The organism is Pseudothauera lacus (genome assembly GCF_003034845.1).
In the GTDB taxonomy this organism is placed as follows: domain Bacteria; phylum Pseudomonadota; class Gammaproteobacteria; order Burkholderiales; family Rhodocyclaceae; genus Pseudothauera; species Pseudothauera lacus.
On record NZ_PZKC01000018.1, the window covers coordinates 1 to 17,576 of the forward strand.

Annotated in this window: 15 protein-coding genes and 1 tRNA gene; 10 read left to right on the forward strand and 6 right to left on the reverse strand. The window is 67.5% G+C overall.

What is annotated here, in order from left to right; translation table 11 throughout:
- Nucleotides 1–474 precede the first annotated feature (474 nt).
- On the reverse strand, nt 475–2,448 hold the full coding sequence (locus tag C8261_RS15910; protein WP_107494721.1) for a dynamin family protein: 1,974 nt from the start codon (nt 2,446–2,448) through the stop codon (nt 475–477).
- Nucleotides 2,449–2,553: 105 nt separating this feature from the next.
- Nucleotides 2,554–3,405 (reverse strand): bifunctional DNA-formamidopyrimidine glycosylase/DNA-(apurinic or apyrimidinic site) lyase, encoded by an 852-nt coding sequence (mutM, locus tag C8261_RS15915; protein WP_107494750.1) that lies wholly within the window; start codon nt 3,403–3,405, stop codon nt 2,554–2,556.
- A 184-nt stretch (nt 3,406–3,589) separates the two neighbouring features.
- On the opposite strand from mutM, the gene C8261_RS15920 reads away from it, so the two are divergent.
- The 7 genes from C8261_RS15920 (at nt 3,590) to pth (ending at nt 9,209) form a co-directional block, all read left to right on the forward strand.
- Nucleotides 3,590–5,305 carry a tetratricopeptide repeat protein gene (locus tag C8261_RS15920; RefSeq protein WP_107494722.1) on the forward strand — a complete coding sequence of 572 codons (1,716 nt, stop codon included), beginning with the start codon at nt 3,590–3,592 and terminating at the stop codon, nt 5,303–5,305.
- Nucleotides 5,305–5,901: a lipoprotein insertase outer membrane protein LolB gene (gene lolB / locus C8261_RS15925; RefSeq protein WP_107494723.1), complete on the forward strand. Its 597-nt coding sequence runs from the start codon at nt 5,305–5,307 to the stop codon at nt 5,899–5,901. The genes C8261_RS15920 and lolB overlap by 1 nt, the downstream gene beginning before the upstream one ends.
- A 2-nt stretch (nt 5,902–5,903) precedes the next feature.
- A complete protein-coding gene (gene ispE, locus C8261_RS15930; RefSeq protein WP_107494751.1) occupies nt 5,904–6,755 on the forward strand; it encodes a 4-(cytidine 5'-diphospho)-2-C-methyl-D-erythritol kinase in 852 nt (283 codons plus the stop codon).
- Between the two features lie 15 nt (nt 6,756–6,770).
- Nucleotides 6,771–6,847: transfer RNA gene (locus tag C8261_RS15935), tRNA-Gln, on the forward strand.
- A 75-nt stretch (nt 6,848–6,922) separates the two neighbouring features.
- Nucleotides 6,923–7,873 carry a ribose-phosphate pyrophosphokinase gene (locus C8261_RS15940; protein ID WP_107494724.1) on the forward strand — a complete coding sequence of 317 codons (951 nt, stop codon included), beginning with the start codon at nt 6,923–6,925 and terminating at the stop codon, nt 7,871–7,873.
- Between the two features lie 93 nt (nt 7,874–7,966).
- Nucleotides 7,967–8,566 carry a 50S ribosomal protein L25/general stress protein Ctc gene (locus C8261_RS15945; RefSeq protein ID WP_107494725.1) on the forward strand — a complete coding sequence of 200 codons (600 nt, stop codon included), beginning with the start codon at nt 7,967–7,969 and terminating at the stop codon, nt 8,564–8,566.
- 37 nt (nt 8,567–8,603) lie between these two features.
- Entirely contained in the window at nt 8,604–9,209 is a 606-nt protein-coding gene (pth, locus tag C8261_RS15950) for an aminoacyl-tRNA hydrolase (RefSeq protein ID WP_107494726.1), read from the forward strand.
- Between the two features lie 21 nt (nt 9,210–9,230).
- Here the strand turns inward: pth and C8261_RS15955 are convergent, their stop codons facing one another.
- The gene (locus tag C8261_RS15955) at nt 9,231–10,100 is read right to left on the reverse strand and encodes an ATP adenylyltransferase family protein (RefSeq protein WP_107494727.1); all 870 of its coding nucleotides are present in this window, start codon (nt 10,098–10,100) and stop codon (nt 9,231–9,233) included.
- 195 nt (nt 10,101–10,295) lie between these two features.
- On the opposite strand from C8261_RS15955, the gene ychF reads away from it, so the two are divergent.
- Both ychF and C8261_RS15965 read left to right on the forward strand, forming a co-directional pair.
- Nucleotides 10,296–11,387 carry a redox-regulated ATPase YchF gene (gene ychF, locus C8261_RS15960; RefSeq protein ID WP_107494728.1) on the forward strand — a complete coding sequence of 364 codons (1,092 nt, stop codon included), beginning with the start codon at nt 10,296–10,298 and terminating at the stop codon, nt 11,385–11,387.
- Nucleotides 11,388–11,646: 259 nt separating this feature from the next.
- The gene (locus tag C8261_RS15965) at nt 11,647–12,033 is read left to right on the forward strand and encodes a hypothetical protein (RefSeq protein WP_107494729.1); all 387 of its coding nucleotides are present in this window, start codon (nt 11,647–11,649) and stop codon (nt 12,031–12,033) included.
- A 9-nt stretch (nt 12,034–12,042) separates the two neighbouring features.
- On the opposite strand, the gene C8261_RS15970 is transcribed toward C8261_RS15965, so the two are convergent.
- Nucleotides 12,043–13,293 carry an MBL fold metallo-hydrolase gene (locus C8261_RS15970; protein ID WP_107494730.1) on the reverse strand — a complete coding sequence of 417 codons (1,251 nt, stop codon included), beginning with the start codon at nt 13,291–13,293 and terminating at the stop codon, nt 12,043–12,045.
- A complete protein-coding gene (locus C8261_RS15975) occupies nt 13,290–14,063 on the reverse strand; it encodes a hypothetical protein (protein ID WP_146161697.1) in 774 nt (257 codons plus the stop codon). The genes C8261_RS15970 and C8261_RS15975 overlap by 4 nt, the downstream gene beginning before the upstream one ends.
- Before the next feature lie 411 nt (nt 14,064–14,474).
- Between C8261_RS15975 and C8261_RS15980 the strand changes: the two genes are divergently transcribed.
- Complete coding sequence (locus C8261_RS15980; RefSeq protein WP_107494732.1) at nt 14,475–15,875, forward strand: aminotransferase-like domain-containing protein; 1,401 nt, start codon at nt 14,475–14,477, stop codon at nt 15,873–15,875.
- A gap of 12 nt (nt 15,876–15,887) precedes the next feature.
- Here C8261_RS15980 and C8261_RS15985 read toward each other — a convergent pair whose 3' ends face one another.
- Nucleotides 15,888–17,567: a carbonic anhydrase gene (locus tag C8261_RS15985; protein WP_235864949.1), complete on the reverse strand. Its 1,680-nt coding sequence runs from the start codon at nt 17,565–17,567 to the stop codon at nt 15,888–15,890.
- Between the last annotated feature and the right edge of the window lie 9 nt (nt 17,568–17,576).

Below are 17,576 nucleotides of genomic sequence, written 5' to 3' on the forward strand. Positions count from 1 at the left end.
ACCGGGACGCGAACCCTTCACCCTCGGTGCGGGCTATCTGCGCTTTCGGCGCGTCTATGCCGGTGCCAGCAACCTGCGCCTGACCAGATCCACCCCCGCCGGCGAGGTCCCCGACGACACGGCGGTGGTGTAAGCGGCTGCATTCATCACGACCGCTCATGCCACCACCGCCCCCATCGACGGCCATAATCCCATCCCACGACGGCCTCGCCGCGTGCAGCGAATGGGCTGTGAAAGCCCTATCCGAAGCACCTTCCGACCGTGACCTGGGATGAACCAAACTGAAACGGGCGCTGAGCCCACATCCGTTCGGGCCTGTCGAAGCCCGTTCGAAGGCACTGCCATCAAGTGCCCTTCGACAGGCTCAGGGCGAACGGAGTACCCGTTTCCTGCGTCTGCTTTGCCGCGCCCACGGCGGGGCATGCTCAGGGCGAACGGATTCAACCAGTGCCTGCCTGGCAGACGCCAGCGCGCTCAGGCCGCGTGTTCGGCAGGCGGTGCGGCCGCAGCTGCACTCGCCAGCCCCTCGGCGCCGAGGGCGCGACGGATGTCGCCAGCGAGATTCTCCAGCTCGTCGATCTGGCCAAGCAACTGCTCCTCGGCCTGCTTGAGCTCCTCGACGCGCTCTTCCAGCGTATCGGTGGCCTGATGGATGCGCTTCACGCTCTCCAGACGGCGCTTGAGCTGGAGCTGGTACTCGCGCACCTGGGTTTCCAGCGGCGACATCACCGCCCGCAGCCACTGCTCGACGTCGCGATTGGCAAGTTCGAAGGTACGCCGTGCCTGCACCGCCACGGTTTCGAAGAACTTCTGGGTAAGCGAGTGCTTCTCCGTCGTCACCAGCACCAGGGTGCTGTTGAACTGGCGGTTGAAGGCACGCTCGAGGCGGTCGAGTTCCTTCTCGTAGCGCAGCGTGGAGAAGGGCTCCGGCGGCGTCAGCTTGAGACCATGCTCAACCGTGAAACGCTTGTACATGGCGTTGAGCATGGTGGTGATCTCGGCGATCTCGTCCGAGGACAGGCGCATGTTGGCACGCAGACGCTCGAAGTAGCTCTCCATCGCGCCCTTCAGGCCGCGCGAGAAGGTCGATTCGAGCATCGCCGTGCGCGTGCGGCGGGTCTCGTCGCGCAGGGCGTCGAGGCCGAGGTGGCCGAGCAGGTTGTTGGTCAGGTTGGTGAACACCGAGCGCACCGCGTAGTACTTCTGCAAGCCCTGCTCGAACTCCTGCTTCTCGGCGCGGATCTTGCGCATCATGTATTCGATGACGTTCTGGTTCTTGCCACGCAGGTCGGTGAGTTCCTTGAGCTGCTCGCGCAGGCCGCGCAGGCGGGCTTCGAGCAGGGCACCGGCCTGGACGACGAGATCCTCGGTCTCGCCCAGCGTGCCGTCGCGGACGATCTCCTGCTTGGTGGGCAGGAGATCTTCGGTGAGCGCGCGTTCGAGTACCGGCAGGCGGCTGCGTTCAAGCAGCGCGGCATCGCCGGAAATGCGCGCCACCAGCCCCTTCTGCGCCGACACCGGAAACACCTTGGCGGTGTCGATATCCAGGGTGTCGGCCACCGAAACCACCTGGCGGTCGATCTCGGCATCGATCTGCGCCGCATCGCGCAGGCCGTCCCACAGCCCGTCGATCTTGTTGAGGACCACCATCCGCCCCTTCTGGCGGCTCTGCCCGGCATCGACGTACTCACGCCACACCGCGCGATCGCTCTGCGTCACTCCGGTATCGGCGGCAAGGATGAACAGCACCGCATGGGCATTGGGCAGCAGCGACAGGGTGAGCTCGGGCTCCGCACCGATGGCGTTGAGCCCCGGGGTGTCGAGCACCACCAGCCCCTGTTCGAGCAGCGGATGGGGAAACTGGATCACCGCGTGGCGCCAGCTGGGAATCTCCACCCGTCCGTCGGCGCCCGGCTTGAGGCCGGTGTCGCCGTTAGGATCAAGGCGGAAGCCGAGCTTGCGGGCCTCGTCCTGCGACACCCGGTGGGTCTCGCCGACGCGCGCCAGCGCCTTCTGCAACGCCGCCGGCGAAGCGATGTCGAGCTCGGTCACCTGCCACTCTTCGGGATAGCGCTTGAGCTCGCTGACCGTCCCCTGGCCGGCGCGCGTGGAAATCGGCAGCAGACGGATCTGCGGGGTGTCGCCCTGCGACCACTGCAGCTCGGTCGGGCACATCGTCGTGCGCCCGGCGCTCGACGGCAGGATGCGGTCACCGAAGTCGGAGAAGAAGATGCCGTTGATGAGCTCCGACTTGCCGCGCGAGAACTCGGCGACAAAGGCCACCGTGAGCTTGTCGTCGCGCAGGCGGTCGAGGATGTACTGCAGGCGCATGTCGCCCTGCGCATCACCGACCTCATTGCGGGTCAGCCAGGCTCTGAGCCGCCCCACCGCCTCGGCGGCATTGCTACGCCAGCGCCCGTAGGCGGAAAACTGATCGACCAGGTTCATTGACACACCCTCAGCAGTTCGCATGCGCGCCGCAGCAGACATTCACAGCCCGATAGCATACCCCTGAACGACGCCGCATGCACGCCCTGCGACTGGCCGAAAGAACTACCTGCCGCCCTCCCCGTGTGCGCCCTGCCCAGCGCGCACACGCTGGCAACGCGGGCAGAACCAGCACGAGCGCTGCGCACTGACAAAGCGCCGCACGGCGCTGCCGCACACCCGGCAGGGCAACCCTTCGCGCCCATAGACGAAATACTGCTGCTGAAAATAGCCCGCGCGCCCGTCGCCACCGACAAAGTCGCGCAAGGTGCTGCCGCCGGCGGCAATCGCCTCGGCAAGGGTCTCGCGCACCGTCGCGGCAAGCCGCCGGCAGCGCTGCAGGCCGAGCCGGCCGGCGGGTTCGAGCGGGTGGATGCGGGCGCGAAAGAGGCTCTCCGCGGCATAGATGTTGCCGACCCCGACGACCCGGCGCGCGTCCATCAGCGCATGCTTGATCGGCTGGCGCAGGCCGCGCGTGGTGCGGAACAGCACCTCGCCGTCGAATGCATCGCCCAGCGGCTCGGGCCCCAGCCCTGAGAGCAGCGGATGATCCTCACCGTCGCCGTCGTGCCACAGCACCAGTCCGAAACGGCGCGGGTCGCGCAGGCGCAGGGCGAGTTCACCAAAACACAGGTCCACGTGGTCATGGGGTTGCGCCGCCTGCGCGGCCGGTACCACGCGCAGACTGCCCGACATGCCCAGATGCACGATGATGCAGCCGTGACCGAAATCGAGCAGCAGATACTTGGCACGCCGGCGCACCGCCAGCAGACGGTGTCCCGCCGCACGGGCGGCCAGATCCGTGGGTACGGGCTGACGCAGGCGGCCGTTGCGCACGACGACAGCGCTCAGGCAGCGCTCTTCGACGTGCGGACGGATCCCCCGGCAGGTGGTCTCGACCTCGGGCAGTTCAGGCATCCTCGGGCTCTCCTCGATGGACGGCAGCCGGGCGGTCGCGGCGCCGCCGCTCGACTCGACCGGCATGACTGGTTAACATGCGGCGAACCGAATTCTAGTTCAGGCATCAAAGCGATCAACGCGCACGCCAGCCGTCGCCCACGCCGCCGCACTGCCAGCCCCCGAAGTCCTCCGGACCGTACTCATGAAGCCCTCGTCGTCCCGCAAGCTCGCCCGCCTGGCATCCCGCCTGCTCATTTCGGCCGCCCTCGCCGGCAGCGCCGCACACGCGCATGAAGGCGGCGCCCCGCAGCCTGCGCCCGGACCGGCGCAGGAGCTCACCGCAGAAACCCTCTATCAGTTCCTGCTCGCCGAAATCGCCGGGGCGCGGGGCGAGCTGGGGCTGTCGGTGCAGGCCTACCTGGAAGTCGCCAAGCGCACCCGCGACCCGCGCATCGCCCGCCGCGCTGCCGAGATCGCCCTCTATGCGCGCAACATCGAAGGCGCCACCCAGGCCGCCCGCATCTGGCTCGAGGCCGAACCCGAATCCGAAGAGGCCCGCCGCCTGCTGGCCGGCATGCTGGCCAGCAACGACAATCGCCTCGGCGACATCCAGAGCCACCTCGCGCGGGTCCTCGCCGACAACCCGGAGCGCATCGGCGAACACCTGATGGAGCTCAACCGCGCCCTGCAGCGCATCTCCGACAAGGACGCCATCGTCCGCATCGTCAACCGCCTCACCGAGCCCTACCTGCAACACCCCGAAGCGCATTTCGCGCGCGCCCAGGCCGCCGCCGTGGCGGAGGATCCGCTCGAAGGGCTGGCCGCCATCGACGGCGCCCTTGCCCTCCACCCGGACTGGGAGCCGGCCGTGCTGCTGAAGACCCAGCTGCTGCAGCAGGCCAATTCCGGGCGCGAGGCGCTGCGCCTCATCGACGCCTTCCTCGGCCAGCACCCCGACAGCCGCAACGCCCGCCTCACCCGTGCGCGCCTGCTGGTGGCGCAGCAGCAGTTCGAGGAGGCGCGCGGCGAATTCCGCACCCTGCTCGACGGCGCCCCCGATGACCGCGACCTGAACTACGCGGTAGCCCTGCTCTCCGCCCAGCTCAACGACCTCGACGACGCCGAAAGACTGTTCACCGCCGCACTCGAAGCCGGGCACCCGGACGCCAGCGCAATCCGCCTCAACCTCGCGCAGATCGCCGAGCGCCGCAACGACATCGACGCCGCGCTCGCCCACTACGCCGCCATTGGCGGCAGCGAACACGCCCTGCAGGCGCGCGTGCGTGCCGCCCAGTTGCTCGCCCGCAACGGCCGCCTCGACGAAGCCCGCGCCCAGCTGCGCGAGCCCGACGCCGACACCGAAACGCGCAAGCGCCTGATCCTGGCCGAAACCCAGTTGCTGCGCGACAACGGTGCCCCCGAGGCAGCCTTTGCTCTACTCGACGAAGCGCTCCTGGAGCACGTCGACGACCACGACCTGCTCTACGAATCGGCCATGGTCGCCGAGCGCCTGGACCGCATCGATGTCATGGAGGGACGCCTGCGCAAGCTCATCGCCCTCGACCCCGAACACGCCCATGCCTACAACGCCCTCGGCTACACCCTCGCCGACCGCGGGCTGCGCCTGGAGGAAGCCGAGGCGCTGATCCTGCGCGCGCTGCAGCTGATGCCCGACGACCCTTTCATCCTCGACAGCCTGGGCTGGGTGCTGTTCCGCCGCGGCGACAACGAAGAGGCACTGGAGCACCTCGAACGCGCCTACGCCATTCGCGCCGACCCGGAGATCGCCGCCCACCTCGGCGAAGTGCTGTGGGCACTGGAGCGCCATCACGAGGCCAACGCGATCTGGGACGACGCGCTCGCCGAGCACCCCGATCACCGCCCCCTGCAGGACACCATCCGCCGCCTGCGCCGCTGATGCACCCCGCCCTCCTCCACAAGCTGGCGCAGCGCTGTGCGCTCGCCGCCCTGTGTGCTGCAACGCTGGCCGCCTGCGCCGGCATGAGCACGCGTGACGAGGTCGCGGCGGCCGAGCGCCTGCAGGTACCCCACTTCGAGCTCGACGGCCGCCTTTCGGCAAGCGCTGGCGAACGCGCCGCAAGCGGCCAGCTGAGCTGGGAACAGCGCAGCGACGGCGCGCGGTGGACGGTATACACCCCGCTCGGCCAGATCGCCGCCCGTGTCGACCAGGACGCCCGCGGCGCCGTGCTCACCCAGGCCGACGGGCGCCAGTACCACGCCGCCAGCGCCGCCGAGCTGCTCCCCGCCGTCCTCGGCATCGAAGTCCCGGTCGACCGCCTCGCCGGCTGGGTGCAGGCCACCCCCCATGCCGCCGCCGAGGTCCGCCAGCGCGACGCCAGCGGACGTCCGCTGGTGGTCATCGACTCCGGCTGGCGGATCGACTACCCGGCCTACGCCAGCCCCGCGCCAGACGCCCCGCCGCGCCGCATACTGGTCCAGCGCGGCGACGCGCAACTGCGCCTGGTCATCGACGAGTGGCGCCCCGCACCGTGAACATGGCCCGCCCCCGCACCCTCGGCAACTGCCTGGCGCCCGCCAAGCTGAACCTCTTCCTGCACGTCGTCGGCCGTCGCGCCGACGGCTACCATCTGCTGCAGAGCGCCTTCCGCCTGCTCGACTGGGGCGACCGCCTGAGCTTCAGCGTACGTGACGACGGCCTCGTCCGCCGTCTCGGCGAGGTGAGCGGCGTCGCCGAGGCCGACGATCTCGTCGTGCGCGCCGCCCGCCTGCTGCAGGCCAGCACCGGCTGTACACTGGGCGCCGACATCACGCTCACCAAGCACCTGCCGATGGGTGGCGGCCTCGGCGGCGGCAGCTCCGACGCCGCCACCACCCTGCTCGCCCTCAACCACCTGTGGGGCACCGGACTGGGGCGCGAACAGCTGCAGACCCTCGGCCTGCGCCTGGGGGCGGACGTACCCTTCTTCATCTTCGGCCGCGACGCCTTCGTCGAAGGCATCGGCGAGCGCCTGCAGCCCCTCGCCCTGCCACCAAGGTGGTACGTGGTGCTGTCACCACAGGTCAGCGTCCCCACCGCGGAAATTTTCTCTTCACAGGACTTGACGAGAAATACCGAACCACTCAAAATTGCGGACTTCGCAACGGGCACTACCCGTAACGATTTGCAGGCAGTAGCCTGCAGACGCTACCCGGAAGTGGCCGCAGCAATCGACTGGCTGGCGCAGCATGCGCCGGCGAGAATGACCGGATCCGGCGCCTGTGTGTTCGCACAGGTCGGCAGCGCGGACGAAGCCCAGCGCATCGTCGCCAGCTGTCCGCCACAGTGGCAGGCATGGCCTGCACGCTCGCTGGCGCAGCATCCGCTCGCTCACCTGGTCGAAGGCTGACGCGGAAAGGTTTCTTGGGGAGTCGCCAAGTCGGTTAAGGCACCGGATTTTGATTCCGGCATTCGAGGGTTCGAATCCTTCCTCCCCAGCCACACAAACCGGGCAGGCCACGCGCCTGCCCGAGTTGTTTTTGCTGCAACCATCCTATCGGCATCGGAGATTCGGTCATGCCCTACGGCAGCCTCATGGTCTTCACCGGCAACGCCAATCCCAAACTGGCCACCGACGTGGTGCGCCGCCTGGGGATTTCCCTCGGTTCGGCCACGGTGGGCCGCTTCTCCGACGGCGAGGTGAACGTCGAACTGCTCGAAAACGTCCGCGGCAAGGACGTCTTCATCCTGCAGCCGACCTGTGCGCCGACCAACGAGAACCTGATGGAGATGCTGGTTCTGGTCGACGCCCTCAAGCGCGCCTCTGCCGGCCGCATCACCGCCGCCATCCCCTACTTCGGCTACGCCCGCCAGGATCGCCGCCCGCGTTCGGCGCGCGTGCCGATCACCGCCAAGGTGGTGGCCAACATGCTGCAGGCCGTGGGGGTGCAGCGCCTGCTCACCATGGACCTGCACGCCGACCAGATCCAGGGCTTCTTCGACATCCCGGTGGACAACGTCTACGCCGCCCCGGTACTGCTCGCCGACCTCGACAAGCAGAAGTACGACGATCTGCTGGTGGTCTCGCCCGACGTCGGTGGCGTGGTGCGCGCACGCGCCTTCGCCAAGCGCATGGAATGCGACCTGGCGATCATCGACAAGCGCCGCCCGAAGGCCAACGTCTCCGAGGTGATGAACATCATCGGTGAGGTCGAAGGCCGCACCTGCGTGATCATGGACGACATCGTCGACACCGCCGGCACGCTGTGCAAGGCCGCCAGCGCACTGAAGGACAACGGCGCCAAGCGCGTGCTGGCCTACTGCACGCACGCGGTACTCTCCGGCGCTGCAGTCTCCCGCATCAACGATTCCCAGCTCGACGAGCTGGTGGTCACCGACACCATTCCGCTGCGCGACGACGCCAAGGCCTGCGGCCGCATCCGCCAGGTCTCCGTTGCCTCGCTGCTCGCCGACACCATGCTGCGCATCAGCAACGAGGAGTCGGTCTCCTCGCTGTTCATGGAGTAAGCGCAACCGCATTCGTCCGCCGGGGTACCCCCGGCGGACACCATCAGCCCCGCCTGGTCGCGGGCGGGGCGTTTTCAACCCAGGAGCTTCACCATGCAAATCGAATTCAAGGCTACCCAGCGCGAAGGACAGGGATCGAGTGCGAGCCGCCGCCTGCGTCGCGCCGGCCAGGTGCCCGGCATCATCTACGGTGGCGACGTCGCCGCAACGCCGATCACCATGGACCACAACGAGATGTACCACCTGCTCAACAAGGAAGCCTTCCACGCTTCCGTGCTGACCGTCGAACTCGACGGCAAGAAGCAGACCGTGGTCCTGCGTGACACCCAGTGGCACGCGTACAAGCCGCAAGTGCTGCACATCGACTTCCAGCGCGTCGATGCCACCCACAAGATCCACCTCAAGGTGCCGCTGCACTTCGTGAACGGCGAGAACAGCCCGGCCGTCAAGCTCGGCGGCGGCATGATCTCCCACGTCATCAACGAACTCGACGTGCAGTGCCTGCCGGGCGACCTGCCGGAGTTCATCGAGGTCGACCTGGGCAACCTGGAAGCCGACCAGTCCATCCACGCCTCGCAGGTCAAGCTGCCCAAGGGCGTCGAGTTGGTCACCCACGGCGATGCCGACCCGGTCATCGTCACCGTGCTGAAGACCAAGGGCGAAGCGGCGGCCGAAGAAGGCGCCGAGGGCTGATCGCCCGCCCCGCCCGGACCGCCGAGACCCTCCAGCGATGACCGCAGCAGCGCCGCGCCTCATCGTCGGTCTCGGCAACCCGGGCAGCCAGTACCGCGAAACCCGGCACAATGCCGGGTTTTGGTTTTGTGAGCGTCTCGCCGACAAGCTCGGCGCCCGCTTCAGCCACGAGTCGCGCTTCCACGGCCTGGTGGCCAACGCCCGCGAAGCCGGCGTGTGGCTGCTGATGCCGCAGACCTTCATGAATCGCTCCGGCCAGGCGGTCGGCGCGCTGGCGCGCTTCTACCGCATCGCCCCGGCCGAGATCCTCGTCGTCCATGACGAACTCGACATCCCCCCCGGCCAGTTGCGCCTGAAGTTCGGCGGCGGCCTCGGCGGCCACAACGGCCTCAAGGACAGCTCCGCCCATCTCGGCACCAACGACTACTGGCGCCTGCGCATCGGCATCGGCCACCCGGGCGATCGCAACGAGGTGGTGAACTACGTCCTCAAGCCCGCGCGGCGCGAAGAGCAGGAGCTGATCGACGAAGCCATCGAACGCGCCCTCGCGGCCTGGCCGAAGATCGCCGGCGGCGACTGGAACGCCGCCACCCAGCGCCTCAACGCCCGCCCGCCCAAGCCCGCCGCCCCGACCACGCCCTGAAGCCCTGGCGGCAAGCGCCGTTCAGCACCCCACCGCGGCCAGCATCGCCAGCGGTCCGGCGCGACGCACCACATCCATCTGTTCGCGCTGGCGCACGTAAACCACACCGCCGAAATTGATCGCGGCAATCGAGATGCCCTCGAAGCACTCCGCCGAACGCGGCACCACCAGCATCCAGTCCGCATCGACCAGCAGGTTGAAAGGTGGCAGCAGGCCGTCCTCGCCGGGCTCCAGCCCTAGCGCACCGCAGGCGCGCAGGAAGGCGCCGTGCATGCGCTGCGCGGCCTCATCCACCGAACATCCCGCGTGCACGCCGATGCGCACGAAGCAGTGGCGCATGCGCAAGGCCGCGTGGCTGCTCAGATAGCCCGGCGCACTGCCCGCCGGCAGCCCGGGCGCGTACAGACGCAGGCTGGCATTGCCTGGCGCATCCGGAATCCACTGCACATGCTTGTGGCGCTGGCTCGCCCCGGCGGCCGTGCCGCCATTGTAGAAACCCAGGCCGCCGGCCTCGCCCATGACCACAGCGAGCGCGTTGAAATCACACAGCGCCATCGGCAGCAACTGCTCCTCGAACTCGCAGCGGGCGAGCACCAGATGGCGCTCGCACACCGGAAATTTGTTGAGGATGGCCAGATGCGTCTCAGCGACCGGCCCCACGGTAAGCAAGGGGTCGGGATTGGCGAAGGGATTGAAGCTGGGGTCGCGCGGCCCGCCGGGCATCGTCACCTTGGCCGCATCCTTCACCGCCAGCGTAGATACCCAGCGCAGCGCGAAGGGCAGCCCGGCATCGAGCACGCGGCCCTCCTCCGCGCGGATCGGTTGCAGCGCCCCGGCCTGCAGTGCAGCGGCAATCTGCCGGTCCACTTGCTCAATGAATGGTGTCTCCATCGTATTTTTCTCCCTTGCATGGTGTTCCGTGCGTCGGCGGCCGCTGCCGCCGTCCGGCCGATTGTAGGCCGCCGACGCGCCCGGCGGGCGCACGCCGCGATCGCCGCTTCGGCTTGGGCCACGGCCACGCACGCGGTAGAATTACCGGTTTAGCGCGCGCACCGCCCGGCGCGCGCGCCTCCACGGAGCCCCTGCATGAGCCTGAAATGCGGAATCGTCGGCCTGCCCAACGTCGGCAAGTCGACCCTGTTCAACGCCCTCACCAAGGCCGGCATCGAAGCGGCCAACTACCCCTTCTGCACCATCGAGCCCAACGTCGGCATCGTCGAAGTGCCGGACCCGCGCCTTGCCGCACTGGCCGAGATCGTCAAGCCGCAGAAGATCCAGCCCGCCATCGTCGAGTTCGTCGACATCGCCGGCCTGGTCGCCGGGGCCTCCAAGGGCGAAGGCCTGGGCAACCAGTTCCTCGCCAACATCCGCGAGACCGACGCCATCGTGCACGTGGTGCGCTGCTTCGCCGACGACAACGTCGTGCACGTCTCCGGCAGCGTGGACCCGATCCGCGACATCGAGGTCATCGACACCGAACTCGCGCTCGCCGACATGGCCACCGTCGACAAGGCCCTGAACCGCTACAAACGCCCCGCCGCGGCCGGCGACAAGGAAGCCAAGGCACTCGTCGCGGTACTCGAGAAGTGCATCGCCCAGCTCGACCAGGCCAAGCCCGTGCGCGCCCTCGACCTGGCCAAGGAAGAACTCGCGCTGATCAAGCAGTTCTGCCTGATCACCCAGAAGCCGGTGCTGTACGCCGCCAACGTTGCCGAAGACGGTTTCCAGAACAACCACCACCTTGACGCTGTGCGCGCCCATGCCGCCGCCGAAGGCGCCCAGGTCGTCGCCCTGTGCGCCGCCATCGAGGCCGAGATCGCCGATCTGGAAGACGCCGACAAGAAGGACTTCCTAGAGTCCATGGGCCTCGAAGAACCCGGACTGGATCGTCTCATCCGCGCCGGCTACAAGCTGCTCGGCCTGCAGACCTACTTCACCGCCGGGGTCAAGGAAGTACGCGCCTGGACCATCCACGTCGGCGACACCGCCCCGCAGGCCGCCGGCGTCATCCACACCGATTTCGAACGCGGCTTCATCCGCGCCCAGACCATCGCCTTCGACGACTTCATCCAGTTCAAGGGCGAAGCCGGCGCCAAGGAAGCCGGCAAGATGCGCGCCGAAGGCAAGGAATACGTGGTCAAGGATGGCGACGTGCTGAACTTCCTGTTCAACGTCTGAGCACAGACTACAGTTCACGGAAATCTGAACCATTCGCCGACGCCGTTCTGTTCCGGGCAGTGCGGCGTGATGAGCTCCTGAAGGAGGCCGTAGCTCTTCACCAGCGCCGTGCAGCTCACGGCTGTAGTGATCAATCACCAGCGCGCTCTTGCGCTTGGCGGTCCAAGGCTTGACCTCCTCTTCCATCAACGTGCTCATGCGTGGCGCTCCTTTTCACTTCACCACCTGAGCAGGTTTCGCTGGGTCAATACTTAACTTCATGACCACCCCTTGCGTAGGCATCTTCTGGGGCATTCGTGACCCATCCCACGGCATGGCTCTGTTGGCAGACAAGACGCCGATCGATCGCGGTGAGTTGTACGGCGATTGCATCACTCATCCGACCGGCCACTATGAGTTCTGGGAAGGGCTATCGGGACTAGGTGCTGCCGTGCTGGCGGGCAGGGGGTTGCCGACCGCCCCCGCCTGGCATGAGTACGAGGAGTTCCCTCGTGGGCGGATCGTCTATTGGCCCGAGGAGCGGCGCTTCGTCATTTACGCAGACCGACGCCTGCAGACGACGGCCTTCATTGAGCACCTTGTCGCGGAGTTTGGCATCCCGAAGGGCAGCTATGCCGTCCGTTCAGACCCCCACTACCGCGCCTAGAGCGCCGAACTACAGCGTTGCCGGCTCCCCATCAGCCAGCCTGCGAACAGCCGGAAAGCCCTCGGCCTCTGCATCCCAAGCGACGCCATGGACTGGAATCAGCGCTTGAGGATTGATGGCGGCAGCGAACTGGCGAAGGTCATCCGGGGAGGCGTGGCCGCTCGTGTGGATGTGGTTCGCTAGGCACTGGCCTTGATCGAACCAGGCCTGAACCCGGCTGCCGTCCCCACCACGCAAGTAGCCGTGCCACATCGACCATGACCACGCATCCTGCCGGTTCGGCGCGACCCCCTTCTTCTCGAAGTCCCTTATCAGCGACGGGCGGGTCATCACCACCCACTTCGATGGCGTCTCAGCCAGCTTGTCCGCCGAGATTCCATGCATGGCCATCCGATCCACAAAGTCGCCCCGGCCGGTGTCCCGGTACATCCGGGCAAACGCCTTCGTAATGACCACCTTGATGTTCGACCAACTCGGATGAGGCAATCGCCCGAAATCGGCCACCAGTTCCATCACCTCGGCAGTGTAGAGATCGACGACCAGTGTCCTGCCGGCAGCCTTGCACGCCCGGTAGAGTGTTACCGTCCTGTCGATGTTCTGGGCTGACCAAGCGACGAACACACGCCCTGACGTTGCTTGAAATAACGCCAGGAACCGTTTCTCCAGATCCGTTTCGCTCGAACACGGCTTGCTACTTCCTAGGTTCGTACCCTCCATCACCAGCGCATTGACCGATGCCGGCGGTGAACCCATCAGGCGCCTGACCAGTGCCGACTTCCGGCCATGCAGCCGGAAGTCCCCTGAATACAGCAGCCGCTTACCTGCCACCTCGATCAGCAGCATGTATGCATCGAACGCCGAGTGATCAGTGAGAAGCGGCGTTACGGTAAATGGGCCCAGAGTGAAGGGTCTGCCACTTTCCCAGTTGTGGAACGACTGCCGCGGGGCCCTCCCGAAGATTCCGGAAGTCAGCCTGATCAGCTTTTCCGATGCCCTGCCGCAGAAAACCGGCCAGGATGCAGGAAGCTCATCCAGCAAGCCGTAGTGATCTTGATGGGGGTGAGATAGCAGCACGCCAGCGACCGGCCTGCCAACATCGAGGGTACTGGGAAGCAGTCCTTCGCAAGCTCCTTCCGGGGCGTCCAGCGGACGCCCTGCATCGAGCAGAACCCGCGAGCCGTCAGCAGTGGCGACCTCTATGCAGTTGCCGCCGATTTCGTGAGCAGCCCGATGAATCGTCAGCGTAACCCTGCCGCTCATTTCCCTCGTGCTCGCTCAAAACGGCCCGAGTCACCGGCATATGTTGCAACCAGGAATTTGCCCGCTGTCGCCTGCGCGACGATGTCCATTTCCCTGCCACTCGGCGACTCGGGCCAGATGATCAGCAACTGCGCGTCATCGAAGGAAATGCACGACCTCGGCTTGCCCGTTGCATTTTCGAGCAACTGCAGAAAGCTGTCGCCGGCAAGCTTCATCGCATTTCTGGCAGCCTCAAGCTGCTTGATGAGGCGCCCGAGAGCCCGGACCGCCTTAAGCTCAATGAACACCGGGAAGTACCTTCCCTGCATTCCCCCGAGCGCGATGATGTCTGCCCGGATGTGGCCTGCCGCCAGTTCGTCCGTCACGAAAACAAGTTCGTCAATAACATCTGAGAAACCGTCGGCAAGGTCATGCAGGGACAAGTCATTCATGAGTGCATGCCGGATCAGGGCTGCTTGCATCTGATGTTCGGGCTTGGCGTTCCGCGGGCAATAGAACTCGGCGACCTCGGCCTCCTCGGCACTGCTCAGTGCTGCGGACATACTCACCGCGCTGCCGATGACCGCCCCGCTCCCTTTCCGGCAGAGACGCCCGCAGGGGTTGAAAGGGGAAAGCGAGACGGGGCGATAACCCGCTCCCCCTACGCGAACGTAGAAGTCGCGCGCAGCGAGCCTCCTCAGGGCCGCCAGATCTGCCCGCCAGGCATTGAATAGCTGAGCCCTCTTCTCGATGCCTCCAATCCAAGCGGCTGTTCCAAGCGAATCGCTCACGGCCTGTCCCCACATGTTTGCGGTTAGCGCCCGCATTCTCACCCCGGCACGTTGCGAGAGGGTCACCACGCTGCCGTGGTGCGCCGTGCGGGCCGAGCGACGCTGAAGGCGTAGCTCACACGACATCGAGGCGGCGTGACGGCGTACGGTGTGCGACGGCGAGTACTTCGACTCCCGCAGCGGGGACGGAGTGAGGAATGCGTGCTGGAGGCTGGATCATTGCCGACGGCGGCACCGAAATCAACCGTGCCACTTGATCTCTCAGCCGGCATGCCCCCCGCCCTTGGGGCGATGCCGCGTCGTGCGCGGCGTTCTTTCTTCCGCCTGGGCCCTGCCGAACAGACAATTGCAGACACTCTGCCACACCGCTGTGCCACAATTTCTCATCCTTCGATACACAGCGGACAACGCATGCTGCAACTGAGCCTTGAACACGGGCAGGCCACACCCCTGGTGGAACAGATCGTCGGCGGCATTCGCAACCAGATCGAGGATCGCATCCTGCGCCCGGGAATGCGCGTGCCGCCCATTCGCCGGCTGGCGGAAACCCAGGGGGTGAGCCGTTTCACCGTCGTCGAGGCATACGACCGCCTGGTCGCGCTGGGTTACCTGCGCTCGCGGCGGGGCTCGGGTTTCTACGTCGCACCACGCCAGGAGCGCAGCGAAATCCGCCTGCCGGCGCCAGTGGACCGCGCGGTCGACGTGGCCTGGCTGATGCGCCAGGCTCTCGACGACCGTCCCGGCCAGGTCAAGGCGGGCGCCGGCTGGCTGCCCTGCGAGTGGCTGGACGGTGACGGCCTGCGCCGCCACCTGCGCGCGCTGTCGCGGCGCACCGATGCCCGCCTCACCGGCTACGGCACCGCCCAGGGCTATCTGCCGCTGCGCCAGCAGTTGCAGGTCAAGCTGGCCGAATTCGGCATCGGCGCGCGCCCCGAGCAGATCGTCCTCACCGAGGGGGCGACACGGGCGCTCGACATCGTCGCCCGCCATCTCATCAAGCCCGGCGATACGGTGCTGGTGGACGATCCCGGCTACTTCAACTTCTTCGGCAATCTGCGCCTGCAGGGCGCCAAGCTCGTCGGCGTTCCCCGCCATGCCGACGGCCCTGACGTTGCAGAGATGGAAGCCCTGCTCGCCCACCATCGCCCCAAGGTGTTCTTCACCCAGTCGGTGCTGCACAACCCCACCGGCAGCAATCTCGCCCCGGCAAAGGCTTTCCGTATCCTGCAACTGGCCGAAAAGCACGATTTCCACATCATCGAGGACGACGTCTACGCCGACTTCCAGCCCCAGGCCACGACCCGCCTCGCCAACCTCGACCAGCTCAACCGGGTGATCTTCATCGGCAGCTTCGCCAAGACCCTGTCGGCCAGCCTGCGCGTGGGTTACCTTGCCGCACGCGCCGACCTCGCCGCCGAGCTGACCGACGTGAAGATCCTCACCAGCGTCAGCTCCTCCGAGTTCAACGAACAGCTCACCTACCAGATGCTCACCGACGGCCACTACCGCAAATACGTCGAGCGCCTGCAGGGGCGGCTGGCGCAGGCCACCGAGAGCTGCCTGCGGATGTTCGAACGCGTCGGCCTGGAAGTCTTCCTCGAACCCAAGGGCGGGGTGTTCCTGTGGGCCCGCCCGCCGGGCGTGGAGGACGTCGCCGCGCTGGCGACACGCGCCGCCAGCGCCGGCATCATGCTCGCCCCGGGCAAGGTGTTCCGCCCGCAGATGCAGGCCAGCCCGTGGCTGCGCCTGAACGTTGCGTTCGCCAATCACCCGGCGCTGGAGCGTTTCCTCGGCGAGGCGCTGGGCGGCTGAGGCGGCCGCCCTTCAGCGCGACTCCAGCACCACGCGCTCGTTGGCCGGTTGCACCGGGCGGGCATTGTCCGGATAGAGGCGTGCAAAGATGTCCAGTTGCGCGGCGGAGATCTGCAGCGGCTGGCGCATGACGACCCACAGCACGTCCTCGGTGCACGGCGGCTGGCTGAGCGAGCCCATGAACAGGTAGTGCCCCGGCTCGGACGGCAGCAAGGCGGCCAGGTCGATGGCTTCGGCCGGCGTATACGCGCCGCCGCGCTCCAGCGGGAGATTGTTGAGCACGCTCTGGATGACCGGGTTGGCACTCTCGGCACGCTCCAGCGCCAGGACCAGGATGGCGACCTGGCCCTGGGCGCCGCGGTGTACGAAATGCACCGCCATGTCCGCTGCACGGCCGCCCACACGGACCTCGGCGGGGCGGTGGAAGAGCAGGGCTTCGACCTCGTAGCGCTGCCCGCGCACCTCCATGCCCATGCCCTCACCGACCCGCACACGCAGCTGCCTGCCGGTGTCGATGACGCTGAAGCGGGTGTTGCGGTAGTCGAAACGGATCGGTTCGAGATCGACCACGATGCTGTCGGCGAGATCGATCGGCGACTGCCGGCGCCCTTCGCTGCACACCGCCCATTCCGGACTCAGGCGTCCCCACAACTCCGGCCCGGTGCTGCCCGCGTAGCTCCATTCGGGCGCCGGGCGCGGTGCTTCGGGGGGTGGCGCAGATGCCGGCGCAGGGGGCGGCGCACGCCGCGGTGCTGCCGCAGCCTGGGCGACGACCGCGCTGCGTGGCAGCTCGGCGGCCGGCGGCGTTGCCGCCACCGCCGGCGGGGGCACAACCGGCAGCGGCTGGGCGCCGGATACGTCCAGCGGCGGCAGGTCGAGGGCGGGGGCAAGCTCCGGCGCAGCCGCTGCGGGGGCAGGATCAGGCGCGCTGATGACACGTTCGAGCACCGGTGCGACGCCCTCACCGCCCTCGCTGACGACGCGCTGCGGCGCAGGCGGGGGAACCGCCAGCAGCGGGCGGACCTCGGCGGTACTCGCGACGGGCTCGACTGCAGCCCCCTCAGGGACGACGGCGAGAACGACGCCAGGCGTCCCGGCTGCCGCTGGCGCAGCGGGTTCCGCCGCCGGCGGCGGCGGTGCCACCGCGACCACGGCCGGAGGCGGGCGCAACTGCGGCGGCGGCACCGCCGCGGCAGGCGCCGACGCCCTGGCCGGGGGGCTGGCCGGAACTGGCGGCGCAGCGCGCGGAGCGGGGGCCTGACGGGGAGCGGCCGTTGCCGCGGCGGCGGCACGTCCGGCCTGCTCGGCCACCCCGGCGAGATCGGCGGCAGAGGGCGGACGGCACACCTCTCGCCACATGCGCTCATCGACACTGTTTCGGGCCACCATCACCACGCTCTGGTCGACCACCGTTTCTTCGCGCAGGATGAGGTTGTCGGCGTCAAGGTAGACCCGTTTGATGGTGATGAAGCCCCGGTTCTGGCAATCGTAGCGGTTGAGCGCCTTGACGGTGCTGTAGCCGACACGGGCGGCCTCGGCGGCGGACATCACCACCCGCCCCCAGGCCACCTTGGTACCGCCGTCGGACTGGATGATGGTGGCGCGGTCGATCTCCACGCGGCGGTCACGGTCGCGCATCACCACCGCCCACTCGTCGGCATCTGCCGGCAGCGGCAGCAGTGCGGCACACAAGGCCGCAAT